At 49.6% G+C, this 22,549-nt stretch carries 18 protein-coding genes; 13 read left to right on the forward strand and 5 right to left on the reverse strand.

Annotation, left to right across the window (positions count from 1 at the left end; translation table 11 throughout):
• The first annotated feature begins 36 nt into the window (after positions 1–36).
• Both KQJ23_RS11900 and KQJ23_RS11905 read left to right on the forward strand, forming a co-directional pair.
• Positions 37–1,524, forward strand: a complete 1,488-nt coding sequence (locus tag KQJ23_RS11900; protein WP_216479100.1) for a glutamate synthase subunit beta — start codon at positions 37–39, stop codon at positions 1,522–1,524.
• Between the two features lie 837 nt (positions 1,525–2,361).
• Positions 2,362–4,617: a type IA DNA topoisomerase gene (locus KQJ23_RS11905; RefSeq protein ID WP_216479101.1), complete on the forward strand. Its 2,256-nt coding sequence runs from the start codon at positions 2,362–2,364 to the stop codon at positions 4,615–4,617.
• A gap of 64 nt (positions 4,618–4,681) precedes the next feature.
• Here the strand turns inward: KQJ23_RS11905 and KQJ23_RS11910 are convergent, their stop codons facing one another.
• Entirely contained in the window at positions 4,682–5,467 is a 786-nt protein-coding gene (locus KQJ23_RS11910) for an HAD family hydrolase (RefSeq protein WP_216479102.1), read from the reverse strand.
• A gap of 65 nt (positions 5,468–5,532) precedes the next feature.
• A complete protein-coding gene (locus tag KQJ23_RS11915; protein ID WP_216479103.1) occupies positions 5,533–6,447 on the reverse strand; it encodes an ArsR family transcriptional regulator in 915 nt (304 codons plus the stop codon).
• A gap of 184 nt (positions 6,448–6,631) precedes the next feature.
• On the opposite strand from KQJ23_RS11915, the gene KQJ23_RS11920 reads away from it, so the two are divergent.
• Genes KQJ23_RS11920 through KQJ23_RS11940 form a run of 5 tightly spaced genes read left to right on the forward strand, consistent with a single transcriptional unit; the run spans position 6,632 to position 11,354 of the window.
• Positions 6,632–7,366, forward strand: a complete 735-nt coding sequence (locus KQJ23_RS11920; protein ID WP_216479104.1) for a phosphonate ABC transporter ATP-binding protein — start codon at positions 6,632–6,634, stop codon at positions 7,364–7,366.
• A complete protein-coding gene (locus tag KQJ23_RS11925) occupies positions 7,363–8,649 on the forward strand; it encodes an FG-GAP repeat domain-containing protein (protein ID WP_216479105.1) in 1,287 nt (428 codons plus the stop codon). Before KQJ23_RS11920 ends, KQJ23_RS11925 begins: the two co-directional genes overlap by 4 nt.
• A gap of 14 nt (positions 8,650–8,663) precedes the next feature.
• On the forward strand, positions 8,664–9,362 hold the full coding sequence (locus tag KQJ23_RS11930; RefSeq protein WP_216479106.1) for a response regulator transcription factor: 699 nt from the start codon (positions 8,664–8,666) through the stop codon (positions 9,360–9,362).
• Positions 9,359–10,819, forward strand: coding sequence for a sensor histidine kinase (locus KQJ23_RS11935; RefSeq protein ID WP_216479107.1), 1,461 nt, complete (start codon positions 9,359–9,361; stop codon positions 10,817–10,819). Before KQJ23_RS11930 ends, KQJ23_RS11935 begins: the two co-directional genes overlap by 4 nt.
• Positions 10,812–11,354: a GNAT family N-acetyltransferase gene (locus KQJ23_RS11940; RefSeq protein ID WP_216479108.1), complete on the forward strand. Its 543-nt coding sequence runs from the start codon at positions 10,812–10,814 to the stop codon at positions 11,352–11,354. The genes KQJ23_RS11935 and KQJ23_RS11940 overlap by 8 nt, the downstream gene beginning before the upstream one ends.
• A 64-nt stretch (positions 11,355–11,418) precedes the next feature.
• Here the strand turns inward: KQJ23_RS11940 and KQJ23_RS11945 are convergent, their stop codons facing one another.
• Positions 11,419–12,639 carry a glucose-1-phosphate adenylyltransferase gene (locus KQJ23_RS11945; protein WP_216479109.1) on the reverse strand — a complete coding sequence of 407 codons (1,221 nt, stop codon included), beginning with the start codon at positions 12,637–12,639 and terminating at the stop codon, positions 11,419–11,421.
• A 190-nt stretch (positions 12,640–12,829) separates the two neighbouring features.
• Here KQJ23_RS11945 and glgB point away from each other — a divergent pair, with 190 nt between their 5' ends.
• Together glgB and glgA are read left to right on the forward strand one after the other, a co-directional pair.
• Positions 12,830–14,740, forward strand: a complete 1,911-nt coding sequence (gene glgB, locus KQJ23_RS11950; RefSeq protein ID WP_249529705.1) for a 1,4-alpha-glucan branching protein GlgB — start codon at positions 12,830–12,832, stop codon at positions 14,738–14,740.
• Positions 14,737–16,167: a glycogen synthase GlgA gene (glgA, locus tag KQJ23_RS11955; RefSeq protein ID WP_216479111.1), complete on the forward strand. Its 1,431-nt coding sequence runs from the start codon at positions 14,737–14,739 to the stop codon at positions 16,165–16,167. The genes glgB and glgA overlap by 4 nt, the downstream gene beginning before the upstream one ends.
• A 73-nt stretch (positions 16,168–16,240) precedes the next feature.
• Here glgA and KQJ23_RS11960 read toward each other — a convergent pair whose 3' ends face one another.
• Entirely contained in the window at positions 16,241–17,986 is a 1,746-nt protein-coding gene (locus KQJ23_RS11960; RefSeq protein ID WP_216479112.1) for an alpha-glycosidase, read from the reverse strand.
• Positions 17,987–18,370: 384 nt separating this feature from the next.
• Here KQJ23_RS11960 and KQJ23_RS11965 point away from each other — a divergent pair, with 384 nt between their 5' ends.
• The 4 genes from KQJ23_RS11965 to KQJ23_RS11980 all read left to right on the forward strand — a co-directional run bounded on the left by KQJ23_RS11965 (position 18,371) and on the right by KQJ23_RS11980 (position 21,534).
• On the forward strand, positions 18,371–19,138 hold the full coding sequence (locus KQJ23_RS11965) for a transporter substrate-binding domain-containing protein (protein WP_216479113.1): 768 nt from the start codon (positions 18,371–18,373) through the stop codon (positions 19,136–19,138).
• A gap of 74 nt (positions 19,139–19,212) precedes the next feature.
• Positions 19,213–19,899: an amino acid ABC transporter permease gene (locus tag KQJ23_RS11970; RefSeq protein ID WP_249529706.1), complete on the forward strand. Its 687-nt coding sequence runs from the start codon at positions 19,213–19,215 to the stop codon at positions 19,897–19,899.
• Positions 19,886–20,608 carry an amino acid ABC transporter ATP-binding protein gene (locus tag KQJ23_RS11975; protein ID WP_216479114.1) on the forward strand — a complete coding sequence of 241 codons (723 nt, stop codon included), beginning with the start codon at positions 19,886–19,888 and terminating at the stop codon, positions 20,606–20,608. Before KQJ23_RS11970 ends, KQJ23_RS11975 begins: the two co-directional genes overlap by 14 nt.
• A 236-nt stretch (positions 20,609–20,844) precedes the next feature.
• The gene (locus tag KQJ23_RS11980; protein WP_216479115.1) at positions 20,845–21,534 is read left to right on the forward strand and encodes a 3D domain-containing protein; all 690 of its coding nucleotides are present in this window, start codon (positions 20,845–20,847) and stop codon (positions 21,532–21,534) included.
• Positions 21,535–21,577: 43 nt separating this feature from the next.
• Here the strand turns inward: KQJ23_RS11980 and KQJ23_RS11985 are convergent, their stop codons facing one another.
• On the reverse strand, positions 21,578–22,423 hold the full coding sequence (locus KQJ23_RS11985; protein ID WP_249529707.1) for a polysaccharide deacetylase family protein: 846 nt from the start codon (positions 22,421–22,423) through the stop codon (positions 21,578–21,580).
• Positions 22,424–22,549 lie beyond the last annotated feature (126 nt).

A 22,549-nucleotide genomic window follows, 5' to 3' on the forward strand; every position in this document is an offset into this window, starting at 1 on the left:
TGGGGACTTTTACATAGACGGATGGGGGATTAATGGATGTCTACACCAACTGGATTTATGGAATACAACAGACAGCTTCCCGGCGACCGAAGCCCGTCCGAACGGGTTCAGGATTGGCAGGAGTTTCACAAACATATGTCTGAGGAGGAGCTGAGAAAACAAGGCTCGCGCTGCATGGATTGCGGCACTCCTTATTGTCACACAGGTATTGATATGCTAGGGGGAACATCCGGTTGTCCGGTGCACAACCTCATTCCGGAGTGGAATAACCTCGTGTATAGAGGACTGTGGAAGGATGCGCTGGAACGCCTGCATAAGACGAATAATTTTCCCGAATTTACCGGACGGGTATGTCCTGCACCCTGTGAAGGCTCTTGTACGGTGGGTCTGATCGGACAGCCTGTGACGATCAAAAATATTGAGCAGGCTATTGTTGACCGGGGATTTGAAGAAGGCTGGATTGTACCGGAGCCGCCGAATCGGCGGACCGGCCGCAGAGTCGCTGTCGTAGGCTCAGGGCCTGCTGGCCTTGCCTGTGCGGCGCAGTTGAATAAAGCCGGTCACGAGGTCACCGTATATGAGCGGGCTGACCGAATCGGCGGACTGCTGATGTACGGTATCCCTGCGATGAAGCTGGATAAGCAGATTGTTCAGCGCAGAGTCGATCTGCTTGCGGCAGAGGGGATTCATTTTGTCACTAATACGGAAATCGGAAAAGATATCCCTGCCCAGCAGCTTGTCGAAGATTATGATGCAGTTGTCTTATGCGGAGGAGCTACCAAGCCCCGGGAGTTCAACATAGAGGGCAGCCATTTGAACGGGGTTCAATATGCGATGCCGTTTCTGAACGCAACGATCAAGAGCTATCTGGATTCCGGACTGGAGGATGGCCAATATTTGTCTGCCGAGGACAAGGACGTGATCGTCATTGGCGGCGGGGATACCGGATCGGATTGCGTAGCAACCTCGCTTCGTCACGGCTGCCGGAGCATCACTCAATTTGGAACCCATGCCATGGCGCCTCTGGAGCGCGATCAGATCAACAATCCATGGCCGCAGTTTCCGAATGTCTACACACTGGATTATGCCCAAGAGGAAGCCAAGGCTTTATTCGGCAGCGATCCCAGAGAATTCTCGATCATGACAACCCGTTTTGTCGGCGATGATGAGGGGAATTTGAAGGAGTTGCACACGATCCAGATTCAGCGGATTGTCGATGAGACCGGCCGGAAGATTTATCAGCCTATCCCGGGAACCGAGCGCGTATTTCCGGCCCAGCTGGCACTGATCGCCATCGGATTTGACGGACCGGAGCAGACCTTGCCCGAGCAGTTGGGGCTTGCAACCGATCGGCGGAGCAATGTGAAGGCGCGTTACGGCAAATATAATACCAACGTTGACAAAGTGTTTGCCGCTGGCGATATGAGACGCGGGCAGAGCCTTGTTGTCTGGGCCATTCATGAAGGCCGCGAAGCAGCGAAGGAGGTCGACAAGTATCTGATGGGTGCAACCGTGCTAGCTTAACCGCTCTATTAATGACTGTTCATAAAGAGGCAACGTGTGAGGTGTTCTTACGATCACTGTTGTTCGCAGATTTCTTTGATTGAAATAAACCATCCAAGGTTGAAATCTACTCACAAAGGCGAACGCTCCGCTTCTTCAGAACACCTCACACTTATGCCCTATATATGAACTTTTGTTCAACAACATGGTAGTTAAGGAATGCAAATATGTACTGATCGCTTTTCGCTTGGGCGACCTGCGGGCAGCTTTCATTCCCGCCAGAGTGGATGAAGCCCCGCGGGATTTGCTCATAGCCCAAGAAGACAGGGAGAAAACCTGTTCAATGCTAATGCCACTTGAACCAGTTATTTCTTCGTTATAGTATTCATAGACTTGGAGACATTCGTATCGTCTTTGTGCCCTTTTGCCCTCCAAAAAAGCGGTTTAAAAGGAACTGTTCTTCATGTCAAGAGTTGAGCTTCTAATTTGAATTGAGGCTTTAGCTGCTTTAGGGCGTAGCAGTCTAAGGATTCTCTTCTAATGCCTTTTATATTAGTTGGACCAATGAGACTACGGAGAAAGGCATAAGTGTGAAGTTTGCTGAAGAAGCGTTAGCGTTCGCCTTTGTTTGCGGATTTCTCCCTTGCCTGAACTTGGTCCAATCAGAGAAATCCGCGAACAACAGCGATCGTAAGCATACTTCACACGTTGCCCCCGAGAGTAGAATCATTAGTCCAACTATTACCTCCTGATTCCAAAATATGATATAATAGATTCAGCTACAGGGCTGCGCCAGAGGCGTGGCCCTTTTCTTGACCTTATAAGGATTTGAATGCAAGAAAGAGGGGCCTTGAGATCATGAAGACACTGGTTATTGCCGAAAAGCCGGATATGGGAAGGACGATTGCGGCGGTCATTGAGCCGAAGGCGAAAAATAATCGATCCTATCTGGAAGGTGAGCGGTACATTATAACTTGGGCCATCGGACATCTGCTTGGCCTGGCCGAGCCTGACGCATATGACGATAAGTACAAACGATGGAACTTTGGAGATTTACCGATCCTCCCCGAGCAATTCAAAATTGTTCCGAACCCGCGCACCAAGGATCAGCTCAAGATAATCGGCGAGCTGGCTAAACGATGCTCGGCGCTCGTGAATGCCTGTGACGCAGGGAGAGAGGGTCAGTACATATTCGCGTTGATTCAGCAGCAGCTGAAGCTGACGCAGCCAGTCAAACGCCTGTGGATCTCGGACCTGACCGCCGAGAGTATTGCCAAGGGCTTCGCCGAGCTGCGTGAAGGCAGGGAGTTCGAAAATCTGACCTTGGCAGCCAGTGCCCGCAGTGAAGCGGATTGGCTTGTCGGCATGAATGCATCGCGCGCATTTACGACCAAGCACCGGACACTTTTATCGGTGGGACGCGTGCAGACTCCTGTCTTGGCCTTAATCTATGATCGGCAGCGAGAGATTGAGAGCTTTGATTCGCTTACTTACTATGAGATCAAAGCAGAGTTCAAGCAGGATACCCGTGTCTATTCAGGAGCCTGGCAAGGGGAGCGCCTGACCGATGCGGAGAAGGCAGCGGGAATTGCTGAGAAGGTGCGTGGCAAACAAGGAAGAATCACAGATTATGAGGTTAAGGATACGAGAGAATATCCCTATAAGCTATATGATCTGACCCTGCTGCAGCGGGATGCAAATGCGAAGTTTGGGTACTCAGCCAAGAAGACGCTGGATCTGGCTCAAGCGCTTTACGAGAAGCATAAGGTCATTACTTATCCGCGTACCAGCTCGAACTATGTAAATGAGCAAAATATTGAAGGCATGCACAAAGCGCTCCATATGCTGAAATCAACAGCCTATAGGGACCTCGCTGAGCAAGGAAGGCCCGCTCTTGTGCATACGGGTAACAGATCGGTCTGCAACCCGTCCAAGGTGGAGGATCACCACGCGATTCTGCCTACCCTTCGCCGTGCCGGGGCATTGGGTAAGGAGGAGCAGCAAATCTATGATCTGATCGTGCGCCGCTTCTTGTCCCACTTTTATCCGCCGGCTGAGTATAAGCAGCATACGGTATGGACTGAAGTGGAATCGGAAATGTTCAAGACCAATGTGAAGGAACTGCTCTCTCTTGGCTGGAAGGTGTGCATGCCGAATGATGACAGCGGTGCGAAATCCTCCGGACGCGGAAAGAAGCAGGAGGATGAGGAGGAAGCGGAGGAGCTGGTCAGCGAGCCGTTTGCGGTTGATCCCTCAGCTCCGGTAACTTGTAGCGCTGCTGAAGCAAAAGAGAAGGCGACTCAGCCGCCTAAGGCCTATACCGAAGGGACATTGCTAAAGGCCATGGAGAGCGCAGGCAAGCAACTGGAAAATGAGGAGCTGCGCGAGGTCATGAAGGAAGCGGGACTGGGCACGCCTGCCACTCGAGCCGCAACGATCGAGCGTCTCAAAAAGGTGGGCTACATTACGATGCAGGGCAAGCGGATCACCGTCACGCAGAAGGGGCGGACAGCGATTGAGTTGATCCGCCATGCTGGCGTGGAGCTGTTGACGTCGCCGGAAATGACGGGTCAGTGGGAGCGCAGGCTGCATCAGATTTCCAAGGGTGAGGCGGCCCGTGAGAAGTTCATGGACAATGTGAAGCGCTTTACGATCTCCATCATTGATAAGGTTAGGACCCAGCCGAAAGCCGAGGCCTCCCGGTTCGAGCCGGGGGAAGAGAAGAGTGCCGGACAATCCAGAGGGAAAGCGGCAGGAAGAGGAGGCCGCAAGACATCCACGGAAAAGAAAAGCGAAGCGAAAGCAGCGACGGCTTCTTCTTCAAGCACCGGCAGCATGCAGCCGCTCGCGGACTGTCCGCGGCAGGGCTGCGGCGGGCAACTGATCGAGGGCAAGAAAGGCTACGGCTGTACTCATTATAAGCAGGGCTGCAGTTTCGTCATCTGGAAGGATTTTTCCGGCAAGAAAATCTCCCATGCCATGCTGAAGACATTGCTGGAGAAGGGCCAGACGCAACTGCTGGCCTTTAAGGACGGAGATCAATCTTACAAGGCAAGAATCGTCCTGAACGATTCCAATACCGGCAAATTGGAACTGCAGAATGCTGATTCCTAAGTGAACGCAAATAAAAGACCTCCTTGACTCTTCGTAAGAAGAATCAAGGAGGTCTCATTTTGTGTTAATTGCTGCCGGCGGCAGATTGCTTTACGCCAGAAAAGGAAGACAGCGACAGTTTGTTGGCAATGACCGTTGGAATCTCTTCCAGCGCGGAAATGGTGTACATTTCAGACTTGGTATCATGCTTAAGTTCGACCAGGTTAAAGGACCATTCGTTGGGACGCTTGATATATATCGAGTGAATCCCAGCCGACAGGGCAGGCATAATATCTGTCCGCAGACTATTGCCGATCATCCAGGTGCGGCTCCGGTCGAAGGGACATGAAGTGAGAATTTCTTCGAGGGCATCCACGTTCTTATGCCGGCGGATATAGATGCGTTCTTCGAAATAGTCCGTCAGCCGCATTTGATCGATTTTGCGCTGCTGAATAACACTCTCTCCGCCAGTATACAGATGGAGCTGATGACCTTGACTGCGCAGCAGGTTCAACGTCTGTGTCATGCCCGGATAAGCCTCAATCTCCCGGTCGTATACACTCATTCCGAGCTTCATGAGCTGTTCTTCCTGGGCAAAGCCGGCTTCAAGACCCAGGAGCCGGGAGAAATAGCGGTACGTCTCGATCAGGGATTGAGGAAAATGGGTGCTGATAAACCCGATTTGCTCGACGCCGGCAACATCGATTTCGATTTGCTTGGCACGGATCTCTTGATCGGTGATTCTGGTACTTGCGAACCAACTGGACAGCAGCTCCGTGAATTCATCCAATATTTGATCGAAATATATATTGCAATGCACGAGCGTATCGTCGAGATCGAATATAATCTGTTGTGTCAGTGTCTTGCTCATTATAATGTCACTCCTTCGGGTTAAGACAGGATGCCTTGTTCCATGCATCAATCCGTATGTAGCTATTATAGTCGAATATAGGATTCCAGGAAAATTTGCAGTTCAGAAGCGCCATCCGGACGAATCGTGAACTTCTCTGTATCCCGCTCAACCAGATGAATCCGCAGCAGTCCTGCAACACGCAGCAGCATCAGATGATGCATAAGATACTCCTTGGATTGGGACAGGCTTTGGGCCAGTTCAAAAATGGATTTAGGCTCATCTGCAATGTAGCGGAGCAGGCGAAGCCGTTCCGGGCTAGCGAGCGCTCTTGTTAACCGAAGCAGGCAGATCGGCGGCTCTTCTTCATCAAGCTCGGGAAGATCCAGCGGATATTGGATAACCAGTGTGCTTTCATAGAAACAATAAGTATTGATTGGCCGAAAATGAATGGAAGGCAAAAGTACAACCTTATTCACAGGCAAGCCAGGCTCTACTACAAGACCTGCCGATGCATATTCAACCAGAGCACCCGGGTCCATTTTGTAAAACAACGCGCGCTTCTCTTCGGCATCCTCGAGCAGTAATGCTTCATACTGCTGTTCAATCTCACGGAAATAGCGGTCATACCAAATGCGAAGCAGGGGAATATACCCCTTAAGCCGCGAAATATCCTGACTATTCACAGTGAGAACATAGGAATTGAGTTTAAAAAGAAGGGCTTCCTCTGTCGACTCAGCCAAGTCATCAAGAAATTGCACCGCATCAGCTTCTGGCTGTCGTTCCAGAATAAGTGCATACAGCAGGTCGTAGTCGCTGAACGGAAGCTCGGAAGCCTCAGCAAAGGCTGCGCGTTCTTCCTTGCTGAGCCGGGATTCAATCTCATCAATCCACTCCTGGCCGACATCCAGGTTGTTCACCCATTTTCGCGTCGTGTATATGATAAAGCTACTCAAAAGTTCATACACCGATGAAACGTCAATTTTCACGTCATAGTACATGACTTAACCTCCCACAGGACAAGCATTCATATTCATTATCACCCTTTGATGGAGAGCTTGTCTACTCTTATGTCAGGTCTTTTTTAATCAAAGTATAAAAATGAATAGGCTGTAATGGATTTTCACGGCTATTTCCAATAAACTATAAGATAGAGCTTGTACAGACCAAAGGAGAATCGGACTTATGATGAATGTCGAGCGCTTGACATTAAGTGTAGAAGGCAACACAAAGGAAGTATTGCACGGAATCACCACCCAGTTTAAGCAGGGGGAAATGATCGGGCTTGTCGGACCGAGCGGCGGAGGCAAGAGTACGCTGCTGAGATGCTTGGCTTTGCGCGACCCATGGACCGGGGGAGACTATAGCTGGGATGACAAAAAAATTATTTCCGGCGGGGGCAAGGGGTCGCAGAAATACCGTTCCAAATGTGCTTATCTGGAGCAAAATCCGTCTTTAAACCCGGAAAAAACCGCGCTGAAAAATGTGTTGATCGGGCAGGTGGGCCAGACCTCATGGATTCGCCGCGTGACCGGAATGGTCAGATCGGACGATTACATGGGGGCTATGGATGAACTTGAGAAGTTCGGCTTATTGGACAAGGCTCATGTGAAGGCAGGCAAGCTGAGCGGCGGTGAACGGCAGCGTGTCGCGATTTGCCGGGCTTTAGTGCATGGTGCGGACTTCATCGCGGCAGATGAGCCGGTGATCGGTCTGGATCCGAAATCGGCGGAGAATGTGCTGGGAACGCTTCAGGACTTGTGCAAGAATAAAGGCAAAACCGTAATTGCCGCGCTTCCAATCGAGCTTGCCGAACGTTTCTGCTCCCGCATCTGGGGGCTGGTAGACGGAAAAATCGAGCTAGATGTAACCGGCCGGAGATTAACGGAAAGTGAAAAGAGATCAATTGATCTGATATGAGAAATGTGGTGAAGTGGTTGTTCAAAGGCTGGCTGACAATATTGGCCGGAAGTATGTTGCTCATTGTGCTTAGCGGCTGCAGTATTATCAAGGATCCCAAATCGCTGATGGAGACCCCGCAGCTGACCTCGGACAAGGAATCCTTGATCAGTGTGATCAATGCGGAGATCAAGGGCGCCCAGAAAATTCGTCCCCGGGACGTGAATGATATCAGCTCCATTCGCACGATTGACCTCAATAACGATGGGATCATGGAGGCGATTGTGTTCTATGAGACACCGGATGAGGCTGTCCGCATTCATGGACTGATCCTGGAGTATGTCAATGGAACCTGGTCGGCGAAGACGACGTTCGATGGAGAGGGGCAGGTGCTGGAGACCTTTGCGCTCCGGGATATAACCGGGGATGGAAGACCCGATATCATTGCGGGCTTCTCCAGCGGTGAAGATGATGCGCAGAAAGGACTCATCGTATATACGTACGACGGGCAAGAGATTAATAGGCTGGTATCCCTGCCTTATTATGATTTCCTGCTGGATGATCTGAATCAGGATGGCAGGCTGGATCTGACCGTTATTACGCTCAAGCGGGATCAAAGCGCGGTGGTGACGACCTATCAATACGATGAGACCTTTAAGGAGCTGGATCACATTGAACTGGATGATCCAATCAAGGAATACTATAACGCGGTCAGCGGCAATATTACCCCTGATTTGAAGGGGATCGTATTGGATGCCTCCTTTGGCTCGCATTATGCCTATTCGCATATGCTTGTTATGCAGGATAGCAAATGGGTGGATCTGCTGCCTTCACAGGACTCGACCTTTAAAAATTATCCTATTCTCAGCGGCGACGTAAATAATGACGGCATGCTGGAGGTCGGCAGATCAGAGAAGCCTAAGGGCTGGGAAGACAAACCTTATGATGATCTTCCGTTATTCTCGTATTACCAGTGGGATGCGGACACCGGGTTGAAGTTTGTCCTGCAGCAGTATATGGATCCTGAAGGAAGGTTTTATTTCAGTCTTCCGGTGGAATGGCGGGATACCGTATCGATTGATCCGAAATCGGATACGAACGAGCACCTGTGGTTTACAAGGCTGGATAACGGTGAGGTCGTGGCTGAAATCCGTTTCTTCTCTTTATCGGAATGGGAGAGAAACAAAGAGGATTGGGAGCTGCTGTCCCGGGAGAATAATAGTGTGATCGGCTTCTTGAGCCATACGGACGTGAAGTTGAATAAGGGAGAAAAAGAAATTAAGCGAACAGGCTCAACGAATTAAGGGAGGGATCGTACATGAGCAAAGTATTAATCTTGGAGGATGAGGAATCCATTCGCAGCTTCATCGTGATTAACTTGAAGCGATACGGATTTGAAGTGATTGAAGCGGCGGAAGGCAACGATGCCCTGAGCAAGCTGCAGAGCATACCAGATATTGACATAGCGCTTCTTGACGTCATGGTGCCGGGGATCGACGGATTCGAAGTATGTCGGCGTATTCGCGAGACGAATGAACGGCTCGGGATTATTTTTCTGACGGCAAAGGTTCAGGAGCAGGACAAGGTATATGCACTATCCGTGGGCGCGGATGATCATGTCAGCAAGCCGTTCAGTCCGACGGAGCTGATTGCAAGAATCCAGTCTCTGCTGCGGAGAGTGAACGTATACCGGGAGAGCAGTGCGAAGGTGACCTTTACTTCGGGGCCGTTCACCTTAGACCTGATCTCCAAGCAATTTAAGAAAAACGGAGCCTTGATCGAGCTGACGCCGACTGAATTTTCGTTGATTCAATATTTCTTGGAGCAGGAGAATACGCCGCTGAGCCGGGATTCGCTGCTTGATCATGTGTGGGGCAAGGAATATATGGGCGATCCGAAGATCGTAGATGTCAATATTCGCCGCCTCCGCCAGAAGATTGAGGATAACCCTTCCGAACCGGCATTTTTGCAAACCGTGTGGGGACACGGTTATAAATGGAAAGGCGAGGGACAATGATCAAAAAAGGCATCGGCCGGCAAATTGTAATGCATTATTTTATCGTGGTTTTTGTTACCCTGTTCATGGTCGAGATTATTTTCTCGCTGGCGATCCGGGTTTATTACTACGAAACGGTATATAACCATATGTACACTCACTCCACCTGGGCTTCGGACTTCTTCCAAAAATTTGTCCGGCTCAGCTCCGACCGGGATCCGGATTATTTCACGGAAATGCTGCGGACGTTCGAGCTCGATAATACCGAGCTGATGATCCTGAACCGTAACGGGGATGTGATGGCCAGCAGCAATGCATTCCAGGCTGACAAGGCCGTACAGACCAGCGATGTCTCTCAGGCATCGGCAGGCTCTGTCGGCAAATGGATTGGCAGACAGCCTTCGACGGGCGAGATGGTCATGGCTGTGTCCATGCCGCTCATGGAAAGAGGCGAGAACCGGTTTGTTGTCAGATTCGTGACTTCACTGGAGGGAATTAATGCTAATCTGATGAAGCTGACGTTACTCTCGATAGGCGTCTGTCTGGCGGTTCTTGCGTTGGTTACCCTATTTAGCATCGGGCTGGCAAATTCGATTGTTAAGCCTATTAACAATATTCGGGCTGTATCCGCCCAAATGGCGAAGGGAAGGTTCGATATCCGGATCCGGGGCAAATATCCCTATGAGCTTGGCGAACTGGCAGCGACACTGAACTATATGGCGAAAGAGATCGTGCGGAGCAATCAGATCAAGGATGACTTCATCTCATCGATCTCTCATGAGCTGAGAACTCCGCTCACGGGAATCAAGGGCTGGAGCGAGACGTTGACGATCGGCGGCTTTGATCCGGAGGAGACGAAGCTGGGGATTGGAATCATCTCGAAAGAAACGGATCGCCTGATCGGACTTGTAGAAGAGATGCTGGATTTCTCCAAGCTTCAGCAGAATGAAATGAAGCTGGTTATTTCACGCGTCAATCTGAAGGAATTGCTGCAGGAGACCATGCTCAATGTATGGGCCAAGGCTGAGCAAAAAGGAATTCAGATCAAGCTGGAGGATGAGACCGATCAGCCTGTCACTGTTGTTGGAGATGGGAACCGTCTGAAGCAGGTATTTCTGAATCTGGTCGATAATGCCATCAAGTTCTCCCATGAGAATAGCTGGATACATCTCGTTGTATCCTTGAAGGGGGACAAGCGCGTGCTGGTTCAGGTCGTTGATTCCGGGATCGGGATCAGCGAGGAGCATCTGAACAAGGTGAAGGATCGTTTCTTTCAGGTCAACCATCAAGGAGGAGGAACCGGATTAGGCCTTGCGATTACACAGCAGCTTGTTGAATTGCATCATGGCGATATCGATCTTCAGAGCGAGCTCGGCGTAGGCACAACCGTGCTGGTAGAGCTGCCGCTGGCTGAGCCGGAAGAACAAACCGGCGAAGAACAAACCTCTTCGACCGAGGGAGGAAGCGCTCATGAATGAAGTCGTAGGAAGCGTTCAAGCCGGACATATGGATCTTACGATATGTGTAGCAGAGGATAAGGATGCGGCGCTAATCAGGGACTTGCTGGTGGAGACGGCTACCTGGATGAATGCTGCAGGAATCGAGCAGTGGTATCCGCAGCAATTCACTGAAGAACTGATTCAGACTTATCTTCGGGAACGGGAGATTTTTCTGTGCATGAATGGTGATGTGCCGGCAGGAATGTTCACGCTGCAAGGCAGTGATCCCGATTATTGGGGAGAGCTGAATGACGAGAGCTTCCATTATCTGCATCGGCTGCTTGTTCGGGCGTCGTACCGTGGAATTGGGCTCAGTAAGGCCCTGATCTACTGGGCTGCCCGGTACAGCAGGGAACAAGGCAAGCAAGGTTTAAGGTTCGATTGCTGGGATCAAAACCGCAAGCTCAATCCCTACTACGAGTCGCTTGGTATGGTTCCGCAAGGAAAGGGAACGATCGGAGCGAGAAGCTATATTCTGTATCAAATGGCTTCTGATGTATATAGAAGTGCATAAAGGTCAATAGCTAAAAAGGGTGTCTGTCAACATATTGTCGACGGACACCCTTTTATATTCGGACTCACGAGGATAATCCTTCTGCACGAAGCCGTGCAGTCTTGTCGTAAACCTCTTTCAGGAGACGTGCCGGCTGAGGGCGCATAATCGGCTTAGCCGCAACGGTCTCATAAGGAGCAATCACGGCAATTTCGCCTTCGGCACCTTTAATGATGGCCCCGTCATGAATCACGGCTCCTTCGCCAATAATTGCATGCTCAATCATGACATTACGCCCGATCCTTACATTCGGCATAACAACGCTGTCCTTGATTCGGGAATATTTCCCGATTTCGCTCCCGCCAAATAAGACAGAGCGCTCTGCATAGCCATCGAGACTGCAGCCCTCATTGACAAGGCAGCTCTTTGGCTGCACAGGACGTGATTTCAGAGACCGTGAATGGGTAAAATTTTGGTGTGTGTACATCGGCCATTCCTCACGGAACATATTCCAGTCTGAATTTTTGGTTAAGAGGTCCATATGGGCATCCCACAGGCTCTGTACTGTACCGACATCCCGCCAGTACCCTTTGAATTTGAATCCATGCAGCGGGTTTTGGCCGGACAGCATCTTCGGAATGATATCCTTCCCGAAATCATGGCTGGACGCCTCATCAAGCGCATCCTCAAGCAAATGCTGCTTCAAGAAATCCCACTTAAACATATAAATGCCCATGGATGCCATATTACTTAACGGCTTTTGCGGTTTTTCCACAAAATCGGTAATTTGATTGCTGTCATTCAGAGACATGACGCCAAAGCGATGCGCCTCTTCCCAGGGTACAGGCATAACAGAAATGGTAGCCGAGGCATTGGATTCGGTATGGAATTGCAGCAATTCACGGTAATCCATATGATAAATATGATCACCGGATAAAATTAGTACATTTTCAGGATTATAGCTATCCACAAATTCCAGGTTTTTAAAGATGGCATCTGCGGTTCCTGCATATTCTTCTACACCGGCATTGTATGATGGCAGTAGAGATATGCCTCCCTGCTCACTGCAGCGAAGATTCCAGGCATCGCCTTCTCCAATGTGGTCATGCAGGGATTCAGCTTCATATTGTGTGAGAACACCAATGGTGTCAATTCCAGAATTCACACAGTTGCTGAGAGGAAAATCGATGATCCGATAATTTCCGCCAAAGGGCACAGCGGGTTTGGCTTGCCTGGACGTAAGCGGCGATAACCGTCTACCTTCCCCACCGGCCAGCAGCATTGCAATACAGTCTTTCTTCTTCATTTCGTTTCCCTCCCGTATGGTATCGTCTGTGTAGTACATAAATAAACGAGATATAATGTTGTTGAAACTAAAATTATGGAAAACAGAAGAAAATATTACATTAATTTTTTTCAATTTCAAAATCAGGTTCATTTTTCCCGAAAGTTGGGTAAATATTTAATTGGGACTATTACATAAAGCAGGTGATCGGTTGACGAACAGTGATGTTTATTTATTTCATGAAGGGACGCTCCATAGAGGCTACCGGTTATTCGGCGCACACCTTACAGTTGAAGAGGGGCAGACGGGCGTTCGATTTACGGTATGGGCCCCTCATGCGGTACAGGTCTCGCTGGCCAGCGATAAGTATGGTTGGACAGGAAGTCATGAGAGTGCGTTCACAAGGATTTCCGAGTCCGGGATCTGGAGCCGCTTTTTCCCAGGCATGACCGAAGGGACAATCTACAAATATGAAATAATGGATCGAGAAGGCAACCGCATGTTGAAGAGCGATCCGTTCGCATTTCATGCTGAGATTCGTCCAGCTACTGCGTCCATTGTGAAGAGCATAGAAGGCTATGCATGGTCAGATGCGGCCTGGCGTCGAAAGAGAAGAAATCTGTTCCAACGGCCGGTGAACATATACGAGCTGCATTTCGGAACCTGGAAACAAAAAGAAGACGGGTCGCTTTACAGCTACCGCGAAATGGCGGAGCTGCTTATCCCTTATGTCGTCAAGATGGGCTATACGCATATTGAGATTATGCCCCTTACGGAGCATCCTTATGATTTGTCGTGGGGATATCAATCCACAGGTTATTTTGCCCCGACCAGCCGCTATGGTGAGCCGGAGGATTTGATGTACTTTGTAGACCAGTGCCATGCAGCGAATATTGGCATACTGCTGGATTGGGTGCCCGGACATTTCACCAAGGATGCGCATGGACTGCGGCGCTTTGACGGGACACCGCTATATGAGTACAGTGACCCTGCCAAGGCGGAAAAGCCGGGGTGGGGAACGCTTAGCTTTGATTTTGGCAAGCCGGAAGTAAGATCATTTCTGATCTCCAGCGCCTTGTATTGGCTGGATTTGTATCACTTTGACGGCCTAAGGGTCGATGCGGTGACCAGTATGATCAGGCTGGATTTCGAGAAGCGTGAGGGTGAATATGCGCCCAATCAGTATGGGGGTGTGGAAAATCTTGAAGCCATTAGCTTTCTCAAGGACTTGAATAAGGCGGTATTCGAGCATTATCCCTATACCCTGATGATGGCGGAGGAATCGAGCTCCTGGCCTGGCGTAACAACGCCGGTTCATGAGGGCGGCTTGGGCTTCAATTACAAATGGAATATGGGCTGGATGAACGATACCCTTGCTTATCTGGAGACCGACTTTGCACAGCGTCCCCAGCGCCATAACCTGCTTACCTTTCCGATCTGGTATGCCTACTCGGAGAACTTTACACTGCCTCTCTCCCACGACGAAGTCGTTCACGGCAAGAAATCGCTGCTCGACAAAATGCCTGGCAGTTATGAGCAGAAATTTGAGGGGCTGCGCATCTTGCTGGGTTACCTCATGACCTTCCCCGGCAAGAAGCTGGTGTTTATGGGAGGGGAATTTGGTCAATTCATAGAATGGCGGGATCAAGGGGAACTGGACTGGTTCCTGCTGGATTATGATTCCCATTTTGGACTACAGCAATATACCGCTGCGCTGAATCAGTTCTATCTTCGCGAGCCTGCGCTGTGGGAGCTTGATCATAGCTGCGATGGATATGAATGGATTAATCCGGATGATGCCGGCCAGAGTGTGATTTGTTATTTGCGGAAAGGAAAAAGAGTAAAGGACACCTTGCTGATCATCATTAATTTTCAGCCGGTCGCCCGTCCGGTTTATCGTGTCGGTGTGCCTAAGCCGGGAATGTATGAGCAAATTTTCAGCAGTGTGATTCCGGAGCTGGACGCTCATGGCCGTGAGATAAGGGTTACCAAGTCCAGCGAGGAGGTATCCTGGCACCAACAGCAGCATAGTATGGAGCTTGCGCTGGCTCCATTAAGCTTCTCGGTATGGAAGAGAACCGGCAATCTGCCGACACCTAAAAAAAGGAGGGCAAAAGCATGAAGATCTTGTTCGCGGCGGCCGAGGTCGTTCCATTCATTAAAACCGGCGGTCTGGCCGATGTGATCGGGGCGCTGCCCAAAGCATTGAAGCAAGCGGGTCATGATGTTCGGATCGTGATGCCGAAATATAAGGATATCTCCTCGAACTATCAGGAGCAAATGCGCCATCTCGGCTCCAGTGAAGTAGCCGTTGGCTGGCGCAGAGTATATGGCGGGGTGGAAACGCTGGAGTGGGAGGGCATCCCTGTTTATTTTCTCGACAATGAATCCTACTTCGGCAGGGACGGGGTCTACGGATACTGGGATGACGGCGAACGGTTTGCCTTTTTGAACCGGGCGATACTAGACTTGCTCCCGATCATGGATTTTTGGCCGGATATTATTCATTGCCATGACTGGCATACGGCGATGGTTCCGCTGCTTTTGAAAGAACATTTTTCGTGGAATCAGGACTACAGCCGGATCCGTACTGTTTTTACGATCCACAATTTGCTGTATCAAGGGATCTTCCCATATATTGTCCTTGGAGATCTTCTTGGGCTGCCCGACAAGTATTTCACTTCAGAGGGAGTGGAGTACAACGGAAATGTCAGCTTCATGAAGGCCGGACTTGTCTACAGCGATCATGTAACAACCGTAAGCCCTACCTATGCGCGAGAAATTTGCACCCCTCATTACGGCTATGGTCTGGATGGTCTGTTAAGGTCGCTGGGCGACAGACTGTCGGGGATCGTAAACGGAATTGATGTCAAATTGTATAATCCCGCAACAGATGCCGAGCTTCCGGTTCGTTACCGGAGCAGTCTGGCCAAAAAGCGTGAGAATAAAGAGGCTCTGCAGAGAGAACTCGGTCTGCCGGTGAAGCCGGAGGTTCCGTTGGCAGGAATGATTACACGCCTGGTGGAGCCGAAGGGACTGGATCTGATTACCCGGATTATGGATGAATGGCTTCACTTTGACGATGTGCAGTTTGTCTTGCTGGGAACCGGAGACAGAGCTTATGAGGATTGGTTCAAGGAGGCCGCGGGACGCCATCCTGACAAATTATCGGCTCAGATCCGCTTCAGCGATCAACTGTCTCGCCGGATTTATGCCGGCAGCGATCTGTTCCTTATGCCGTCACGTTTTGAGCCGTGTGGAATCAGCCAGCTGCTGGCGCTCCGATATGGCAGCATACCTGTTGTGCGGGAGACGGGCGGCCTGAATGACACGGTCCATTCCTACAACGAAACTTCCGGAGAGGGAAATGGCTTCTCTTTCCAAAATTTCAACGCACATGATCTGCTCTATACGCTTCGTCGAGCCGTCTCCTTCTACCATCGGCCCGAGGAATGGAAACGGATTGCAGCTAACGCGTTTGCGGGAGATTACAGCTGGGATAGCTCGGCAAGAAAATATATAGAGATCTATACAAGACTGACTGAATGACATTAACAAAAGCAAAGAGGGCATCCGGATCATGATCCAGGATAGCCCTCTATCTGTGCCCTTTTAGCATCTTTTATTTCAGCTTACGGCAGAGAATGCGGAAGCCGTAGGGATCCAATCCGATTTCCATTGTGCCGTTCTTCGGCTTCACGCCGTCCCCAGTCAGGGCGTCGAACCAGTCTTCCGTCTCCATGGGGTGTGAGAGGACGCGTTGTTTGCCGGTATTGTTCATCCAGATGGTGAAGTGCATCTGTTCATCAATCCGTTCATACACAATGCATGGGTCATTCTTCACGGCCTGCAGGAAACGAAAGCGTCCGCGCCGCAGAGCAGGATGCCGCTTGCGGAGGTCGATCATCATTCGGTAGAAGTCGTAAAGCTCCTTGTCTTGCTTCTTCGGATCCCATTCCATGCATTTTCGACAATCGGGATCCCCGCCGCCATTCAGGCCGATTTCATCTCCGTAGAAGATGCAGGGAGTCCCGTAGTACGTAAACAAGAACACAACGCATAGCTTAAGCTTTCGCTTATCGTTGCCGACCCTGGTGAGCAGGCGGGGGGTATCATGACTGCACAGCATATTGAATACCACTTCGTTCGTCTGTTGCGGATAGCGCATAATCAGCGAGCCCATTTCATTGGAGAAATCGTATCCGTCCATGCCGCCGTTGAAGAATTCCATGACCTGATCGGCAAACGGATAATTCATCACCGAGTCAAATTGATCCCCTAATAGCCAATTCAATGAATCGCTCCAAACCTCGCCGATAATATAGGCTTCCGGATTAGCTTTCTTAACCACCTGGCGGAACTCTCTCCAGAAGTGGTGATCCACTTCATTCGCCACATCCAGCCGCCAGCCATCCAGCTTGATCTCCCGGATCCAATACTCGGCAACACCAAGCAGATATTCCTTAACTTCGGGATTGGCAGTATTGAATTTTGGCATATTGCCATAGAAGCCAAACGTATCGTAAGTAGGAATGCCGTCTTTAACCTGGATAGGGAAGGAATGAATATGGAACCAGTCCGCATATTTGGAGCTTTCCCCGTTCTTGATGACATCCTGGAAGGGAGGAAATTGTTCGCCGCAATGATTGAACACGGCGTCAAGCACGACCCGGATTCCTTTGTCGTGACAGGCCTCCACCACCTGCTTCAGCAGAGCATTATCTCCGAAGTGAGGATCAACCTGCTTATAATCGACTGTATCGTACTTGTGGTTGGATGGTGAGACGAACAGGGGGGTAAAATAAATCGCATTAATGCCAAGTGCAACAAGGTCATCCAAATGGTCCAGCACACCTTTTAAATCCCCGCCGAAAAAGTTGCCATTTTGGGGAACACCGCCCCAGGCTTCTGTGTTCTCCGGGTCATTCGAGGGATCTCCATTAGCAAAGCGCTCCGGCATGATCTGATAGAATACCGCCTTTTTGGCCCATTCCGGTACTTTGAACAGATCCACCTCATGAATGTACGGGAACTCGTAATGATCACCCGGCGGTGTTGGCCCGTCATGCTGAATTCCTGTATCGAGCATATATACGGTCTCCTTGCCGGCAGTTAATTTGAAGGCGTAGGACAGGCGCTTGAACTTGGGCTTAACAGCGACCTCCCAGTAATCGAACATCAGGTCGTGAGCCGCCTTTTCCATTTCAATCTCCTGGTAAGTACCGTCCCAATTATACTTATCTCCAGTCATAGCATAGACATGCTCGACATCATCACGCTTTGTTCTGATCCGCAGGTGAATGGTCGAGGAATCATAGGCATAGGCCCATTTATCCCGAGGTACATGATACAAGGCTTCAAGCAGCATAGGGCCACCTCCTAGTAAAAAATTAGATAGTGCGAGTTCAAAAATCGGCCTTCTTTTTGAATAACTTCTATAGGAAAAGAACAAGTAGTTGTTAATTCAGCACTTTTTACCCATAATACGCTTGCTATGAACCAGTATTCCCGTTCGTTTCGCATGTATGTCTATCAATTATGCACAAAAACACTGTATACCATGAATATAATTCAATATTTATGTAAAATTTTATTAGTTAATCGAGATAGCTCTCTTGGTATGTAGGTTGGAATTCCAAACATTTATTGACCAAAGTATGAATAGTGATTGCATATATATACATCCTGATTTATAATTAGCCCAGTGATTCACTCAGTGTCATTATTATTATGCTGAACGGGAGAGAGACAGATGAAAAAATGGGGTATGTTATTAACAGCGGTATTGATGGCTGCTGTCGTATTGTCGGCTTGCGGAACGAAGAAGAGCGATAACCTGGTGCTCGGCTTGAGCGCGGATTTTCCGCCTTACGAATTTCACATTACAAATGATCAAGGTAAAGATGAGATTGTCGGATTCGACGTAGAAATCGCCAAGGAAATTGCCAAGGATCTGGGCAAGGAGCTTGAAATTAAAGATATGAACTTTGATTCCCTCTTGAATGAGCTGGAGAGCGGACGTGTAGACCTGGTTATCTCGGGATTAAGCCCGACCCCGGATCGAGCCGAACAAGTGGGCCTGTCTAATATTTACTATACGGCCGAACAAGCGATTGTTACCTTGACAGAGAACAAGGATAAATACGCTACGATGGAATCGCTGGAAGGCGCGAATATCGGCGTACAGAAGAGCTCGATTCAAGAAGAGATTGCTCAAGGCATCCCAGGTGCGAAGCTGACTTCGCTGACGAAGATCAATGACATTATCATGCAGCTTCAATCCGGACGTGTAGACGCAGCTGTTCTTGAAGGTCCGGTGGCTGAAGCATTCGTCAAGAATGTAGAAGGCATCACGATTACGGACGCCAAGCCTGAGACTGAGGATGATGGCTATGTGGTAGGGGTTAAAAAGAGTAATCAAGAGTTGCTCGATCAGGTCAATAAGACGCTGGAGAGGCTCATCAATGATGGGTCGATCGATAAATTCGTAGCTGAGGCGAGCGCATTGGCTGAAAAATAATCAACTGCGCTTCCTTCCGGAAAATAGCGAAGTAGAGCTTCGCTATTTTCCGTTTTTTTGTAGGAAGCAGGGAAATGAACGGGAGGACTGATATTTACATGGAGTTGTTTTCGGTATTTTTACAGTACAAAAGCTATTTTCTGATCGGGATTCAATATACGCTCCTGCTAGCGGCAATTGGAGTCTTATGCGGCTTTATCTTGGGACTGGTTGTGGCGTTGGTACGGATGTCTCCTTGGGCGTGGCTGCGGTTTATAGGACATGCTTGGGTGGAGTTCCTGCGGGGCACCCCGATGCTGGTGCAGTTATTGATTATCCACTATGGTTTCGCAACCGCCTTTGATATTAATTTTTCGGCAATGCAATCCGGTGCCATTACCCTGTCGCTGAATAGCTCGGCCTATTTGGCGGAAATATTCCGTGCAGGTATCCAGGGCGTTGATCGGGGGCAAGGAGAGGCAGCAAGATCGTTGGGGATGACCCAGGGGATGTCTATGCGCTTCATCATTATCCCGCAAGCCATAAAATCAGTACTGCCGGCGATCGGCAACGAGTTTGTTACGATTATTAAGGAGTCGTCCATTGTCTCCTTCATCGGTGTAACCGAGTTGATGTTCCAGTCAGGAAGGGTCTCCGGTCTTACCTACGATGGGATGACGCCTTATCTGATCGTCGCAATCATCTATTTTATTCTTACATTTACACTCTCCCGTATTTTGGGTGTGTTTGAAAGGAAGTTGAAGGCCAGTGATCACAGTTAAGGGCTTGCACAAGAAGTTCGGACAGCTCCATATTTTGAAGGGAATCGATCTGGAGATCAGCAAGGGCGAGGTTGTTGTTGTGATCGGCCCCAGCGGCTCAGGCAAGAGTACACTTCTCCGCTGTTTGAATCTGCTGGAGGAACCGAGCGGCGGCGAGATTACGTTTGAAGGTGAATCCATCACAACCAAGGGCTATAATATCAATCGAACACGCGAAAAAATGGGAATGGTATTCCAGCAGTTCAACCTATTCCCGCATAAAAAGGTGATCGATAACATTACACTGGCACCGATTCGTGTCAAGAAGCTGGAGAAGGCCAAGGCGGAAGCGCGAGCGATGGAGCTGCTGCGGACAGTAGGCTTGGAGGAAAAACGCGATGCCTACCCGTCCCAGTTATCCGGCGGACAGAAGCAGCGTATTGCGATTGCCCGTGCGCTGGCGATGGAGCCGCATGTGATGCTGTTCGATGAGCCCACCTCGGCTTTGGATCCGGAAATGGTCGGCGAAGTGCTGGATGTGATGAAGAAGCTTGCTCAGAAGGGGATGACGATGGTCATCGTGACCCATGAGATGGGCTTTGCCCGCGAAGTAGGAGACCGGATTCTGTTCATGGATCAAGGGGTTCTACTGGAGCAGGGAACACCGGAGCAGGTATTCGGAGCGCCGAAGCATTTGCGTACCCGGGAGTTTTTAAGCAAGGTTTTATAACTGAAATAGAAGTTAATCAAGAGGGAGTTCCAAAATCATCGCAGATGATTAGGAGTCCCTCTTTTTACATAATTGTTACCTTTACAACCGCCTAAATTCACAAAAAAGTCGTTGTGCCCCAAGACTTTGAGCGAATTGGAAGGTTTTTCATGGACTCAAGGTTACAAAATTGTGATATATTCATAGCAGCCAAAATCGATTGCAGCAATGCAGTGTTATAGGAGGAATTGAACAACATGAAGAAAAGCATAATTTGGTCCCGCAGCTTCAAAACAATAATCCTAGCCGCAGGTTTAACCGGAATGCTCCAGGGAATGCCGGCGTATGCGGATTCGATACATACAGCAAAGGATGGCGATACCTTCTACCTGTTGGCCAAGCAATACAATATCAGCCTGGACAAGCTGATGGAAGCCAATCCTAAAGTTGAGGCTAAGAACATATACAGCGGACTTAAGCTAACAATTCCAGACGCGGAAGAGGGATTGACTGCCTTTTCAACTTCAGTGGCGGAAAGCCTTGACGAGACAACCTTAACGGTCCAGCCGACACTTAAGGTATTCTCATCGGAGAATGTCGTTGAGGCCTGGGGGAAAACGCTCAACTATACTAAGACAATCCAAGTGAAGGCTTCCGCCTATTCTGCCGCTGCAAGCGAGAACGGAAAGTGGGGAGCAGTAGACTATTTCGGCAACCCGCTCGGGCTTGGAACGATAGCGGTTGATCCGAAGGTCATTCCGATGGGAACTAAGGTATTGGTTACGGGTCACAGCCATAGCAATCTTCCGAAGGCCGCATTTATTGCTACAGCATCAGATCAGGGCGGTGCAATAAAGGGCAACCGAATCGATATCTTTATTCCCGGCAGCCAACAATCCGTAAAGCAATTCGGCTTCCAGGACATTACGCTCTATATTCTTGAATAGTGAAAAAGCTGCTCCGGCTGTCGTAAGACGGGCCGGGGCAGCTTTATTTTGATTGGGATACATCAAGCAGCTCTGGAAGGGTGACAAATTGATACCCCTTGGCTTGAAGCTCATGAATAATATCAGGCAACGCTTCAATGGAGCCGGCCAGATTAGATCCGGTTCCGCCGCCCCCGTGCATCAGGATAATAGAACCAGGTCCAGCGGCGTTTAACACGTTCTTTTTTACCTTCTCTTTGTTAATTCCTTTCCAATCCAGAGAGTCTACATTCCAGTTGACGAGCTTATAGCCGTGCTGCTTGGCCCAACGGACTTGATTCTCGGTGATTTCGCCATAGGGCGGACGGATCAAGCGGGGGCGGTAGCCAATAAGCTCAGCAATGATATCCTCTGTACGCTGAATTTCCTTCTGGAACTGGATAACGGACTTGTTGCTGAACTGGGGATGGCTGTAGGAATGGTTGCCGATTACATGTCCCTCATTATGGATTCTCCGCAGCAGGTCCGGATGCTTCTTTACCCGATGACCGACGACGAAAAAGGTCGCGCGCACCCCCTGCTTGCTAAGTGCCTCGAGGATTTGCGGGGTAAACCGGGGATCAGGCACATCATCAAAGGTGAGGGCCACTTGCTTAACCTCAGGACCTTTAAACTTGAAGGTTTCCGAATAGCTGCGGCGCAGCTCGCTTAATGACTTTGGACGATCTTGTGTGACTGCGGTTTGCGCTTGGTAAGCGGATGACTCCTGATCCTGAATCGTCGAATTGGACTGCTGTTTCATTTGATAATGCTCAGCCAGCGTCGCGGAAGGCTCTATAGTGAGCCCTATACATGCGATACAAATAATCAATAGCTTAAACAGCCGTATTTCAAACCTTCCAGACCGCATCATCACCCCTCCTTCACAAAAGCATACATTATGCCTTGGTATGTCCTGAATACGACAGATGTATGCGGAGGATAAGTATTTTGATTGCGGTATGACAAATATCACAGACTTGACAGCTGGAAAAAT

The organism is Paenibacillus brevis, from assembly GCF_018919145.1.
Classification (GTDB): domain Bacteria; phylum Bacillota; class Bacilli; order Paenibacillales; family Paenibacillaceae; genus Fontibacillus; species Fontibacillus brevis.

Coding starts and splice junctions, on each gene's coding strand:
- KQJ23_RS11925 (WP_216479105.1), top strand. CDS start 7,363: ATGAGAAATGTGGTGAAGTGGTTGTTCAAAGGCTGGCTGACAATATTG.
- KQJ23_RS11935 (WP_216479107.1), top strand. CDS start 9,359: ATGATCAAAAAAGGCATCGGCCGGCAAATTGTAATGCATTATTTTATC.
- glgA (WP_216479111.1), top strand. CDS start 14,737: ATGAAGATCTTGTTCGCGGCGGCCGAGGTCGTTCCATTCATTAAAACC.
- KQJ23_RS11965 (WP_216479113.1), top strand. CDS start 18,371: ATGAAAAAATGGGGTATGTTATTAACAGCGGTATTGATGGCTGCTGTC.
- KQJ23_RS11905 (WP_216479101.1), top strand. CDS start 2,362: ATGAAGACACTGGTTATTGCCGAAAAGCCGGATATGGGAAGGACGATT.
- KQJ23_RS11915 (WP_216479103.1), bottom strand. CDS start 6,447: ATGTACTATGACGTGAAAATTGACGTTTCATCGGTGTATGAACTTTTG.
- KQJ23_RS11930 (WP_216479106.1), top strand. CDS start 8,664: ATGAGCAAAGTATTAATCTTGGAGGATGAGGAATCCATTCGCAGCTTC.
- KQJ23_RS11970 (WP_249529706.1), top strand. CDS start 19,213: ATGAACGGGAGGACTGATATTTACATGGAGTTGTTTTCGGTATTTTTA.
- KQJ23_RS11980 (WP_216479115.1), top strand. CDS start 20,845: ATGAAGAAAAGCATAATTTGGTCCCGCAGCTTCAAAACAATAATCCTA.
- KQJ23_RS11945 (WP_216479109.1), bottom strand. CDS start 12,639: ATGAAGAAGAAAGACTGTATTGCAATGCTGCTGGCCGGTGGGGAAGGT.
- KQJ23_RS11985 (WP_249529707.1), bottom strand. CDS start 22,423: ATGCGGTCTGGAAGGTTTGAAATACGGCTGTTTAAGCTATTGATTATT.
- KQJ23_RS11900 (WP_216479100.1), top strand. CDS start 37: ATGTCTACACCAACTGGATTTATGGAATACAACAGACAGCTTCCCGGC.
- KQJ23_RS11920 (WP_216479104.1), top strand. CDS start 6,632: ATGATGAATGTCGAGCGCTTGACATTAAGTGTAGAAGGCAACACAAAG.
- KQJ23_RS11910 (WP_216479102.1), bottom strand. CDS start 5,467: ATGAGCAAGACACTGACACAACAGATTATATTCGATCTCGACGATACG.
- KQJ23_RS11960 (WP_216479112.1), bottom strand. CDS start 17,986: ATGCTGCTTGAAGCCTTGTATCATGTACCTCGGGATAAATGGGCCTAT.
- KQJ23_RS11940 (WP_216479108.1), top strand. CDS start 10,812: ATGAATGAAGTCGTAGGAAGCGTTCAAGCCGGACATATGGATCTTACG.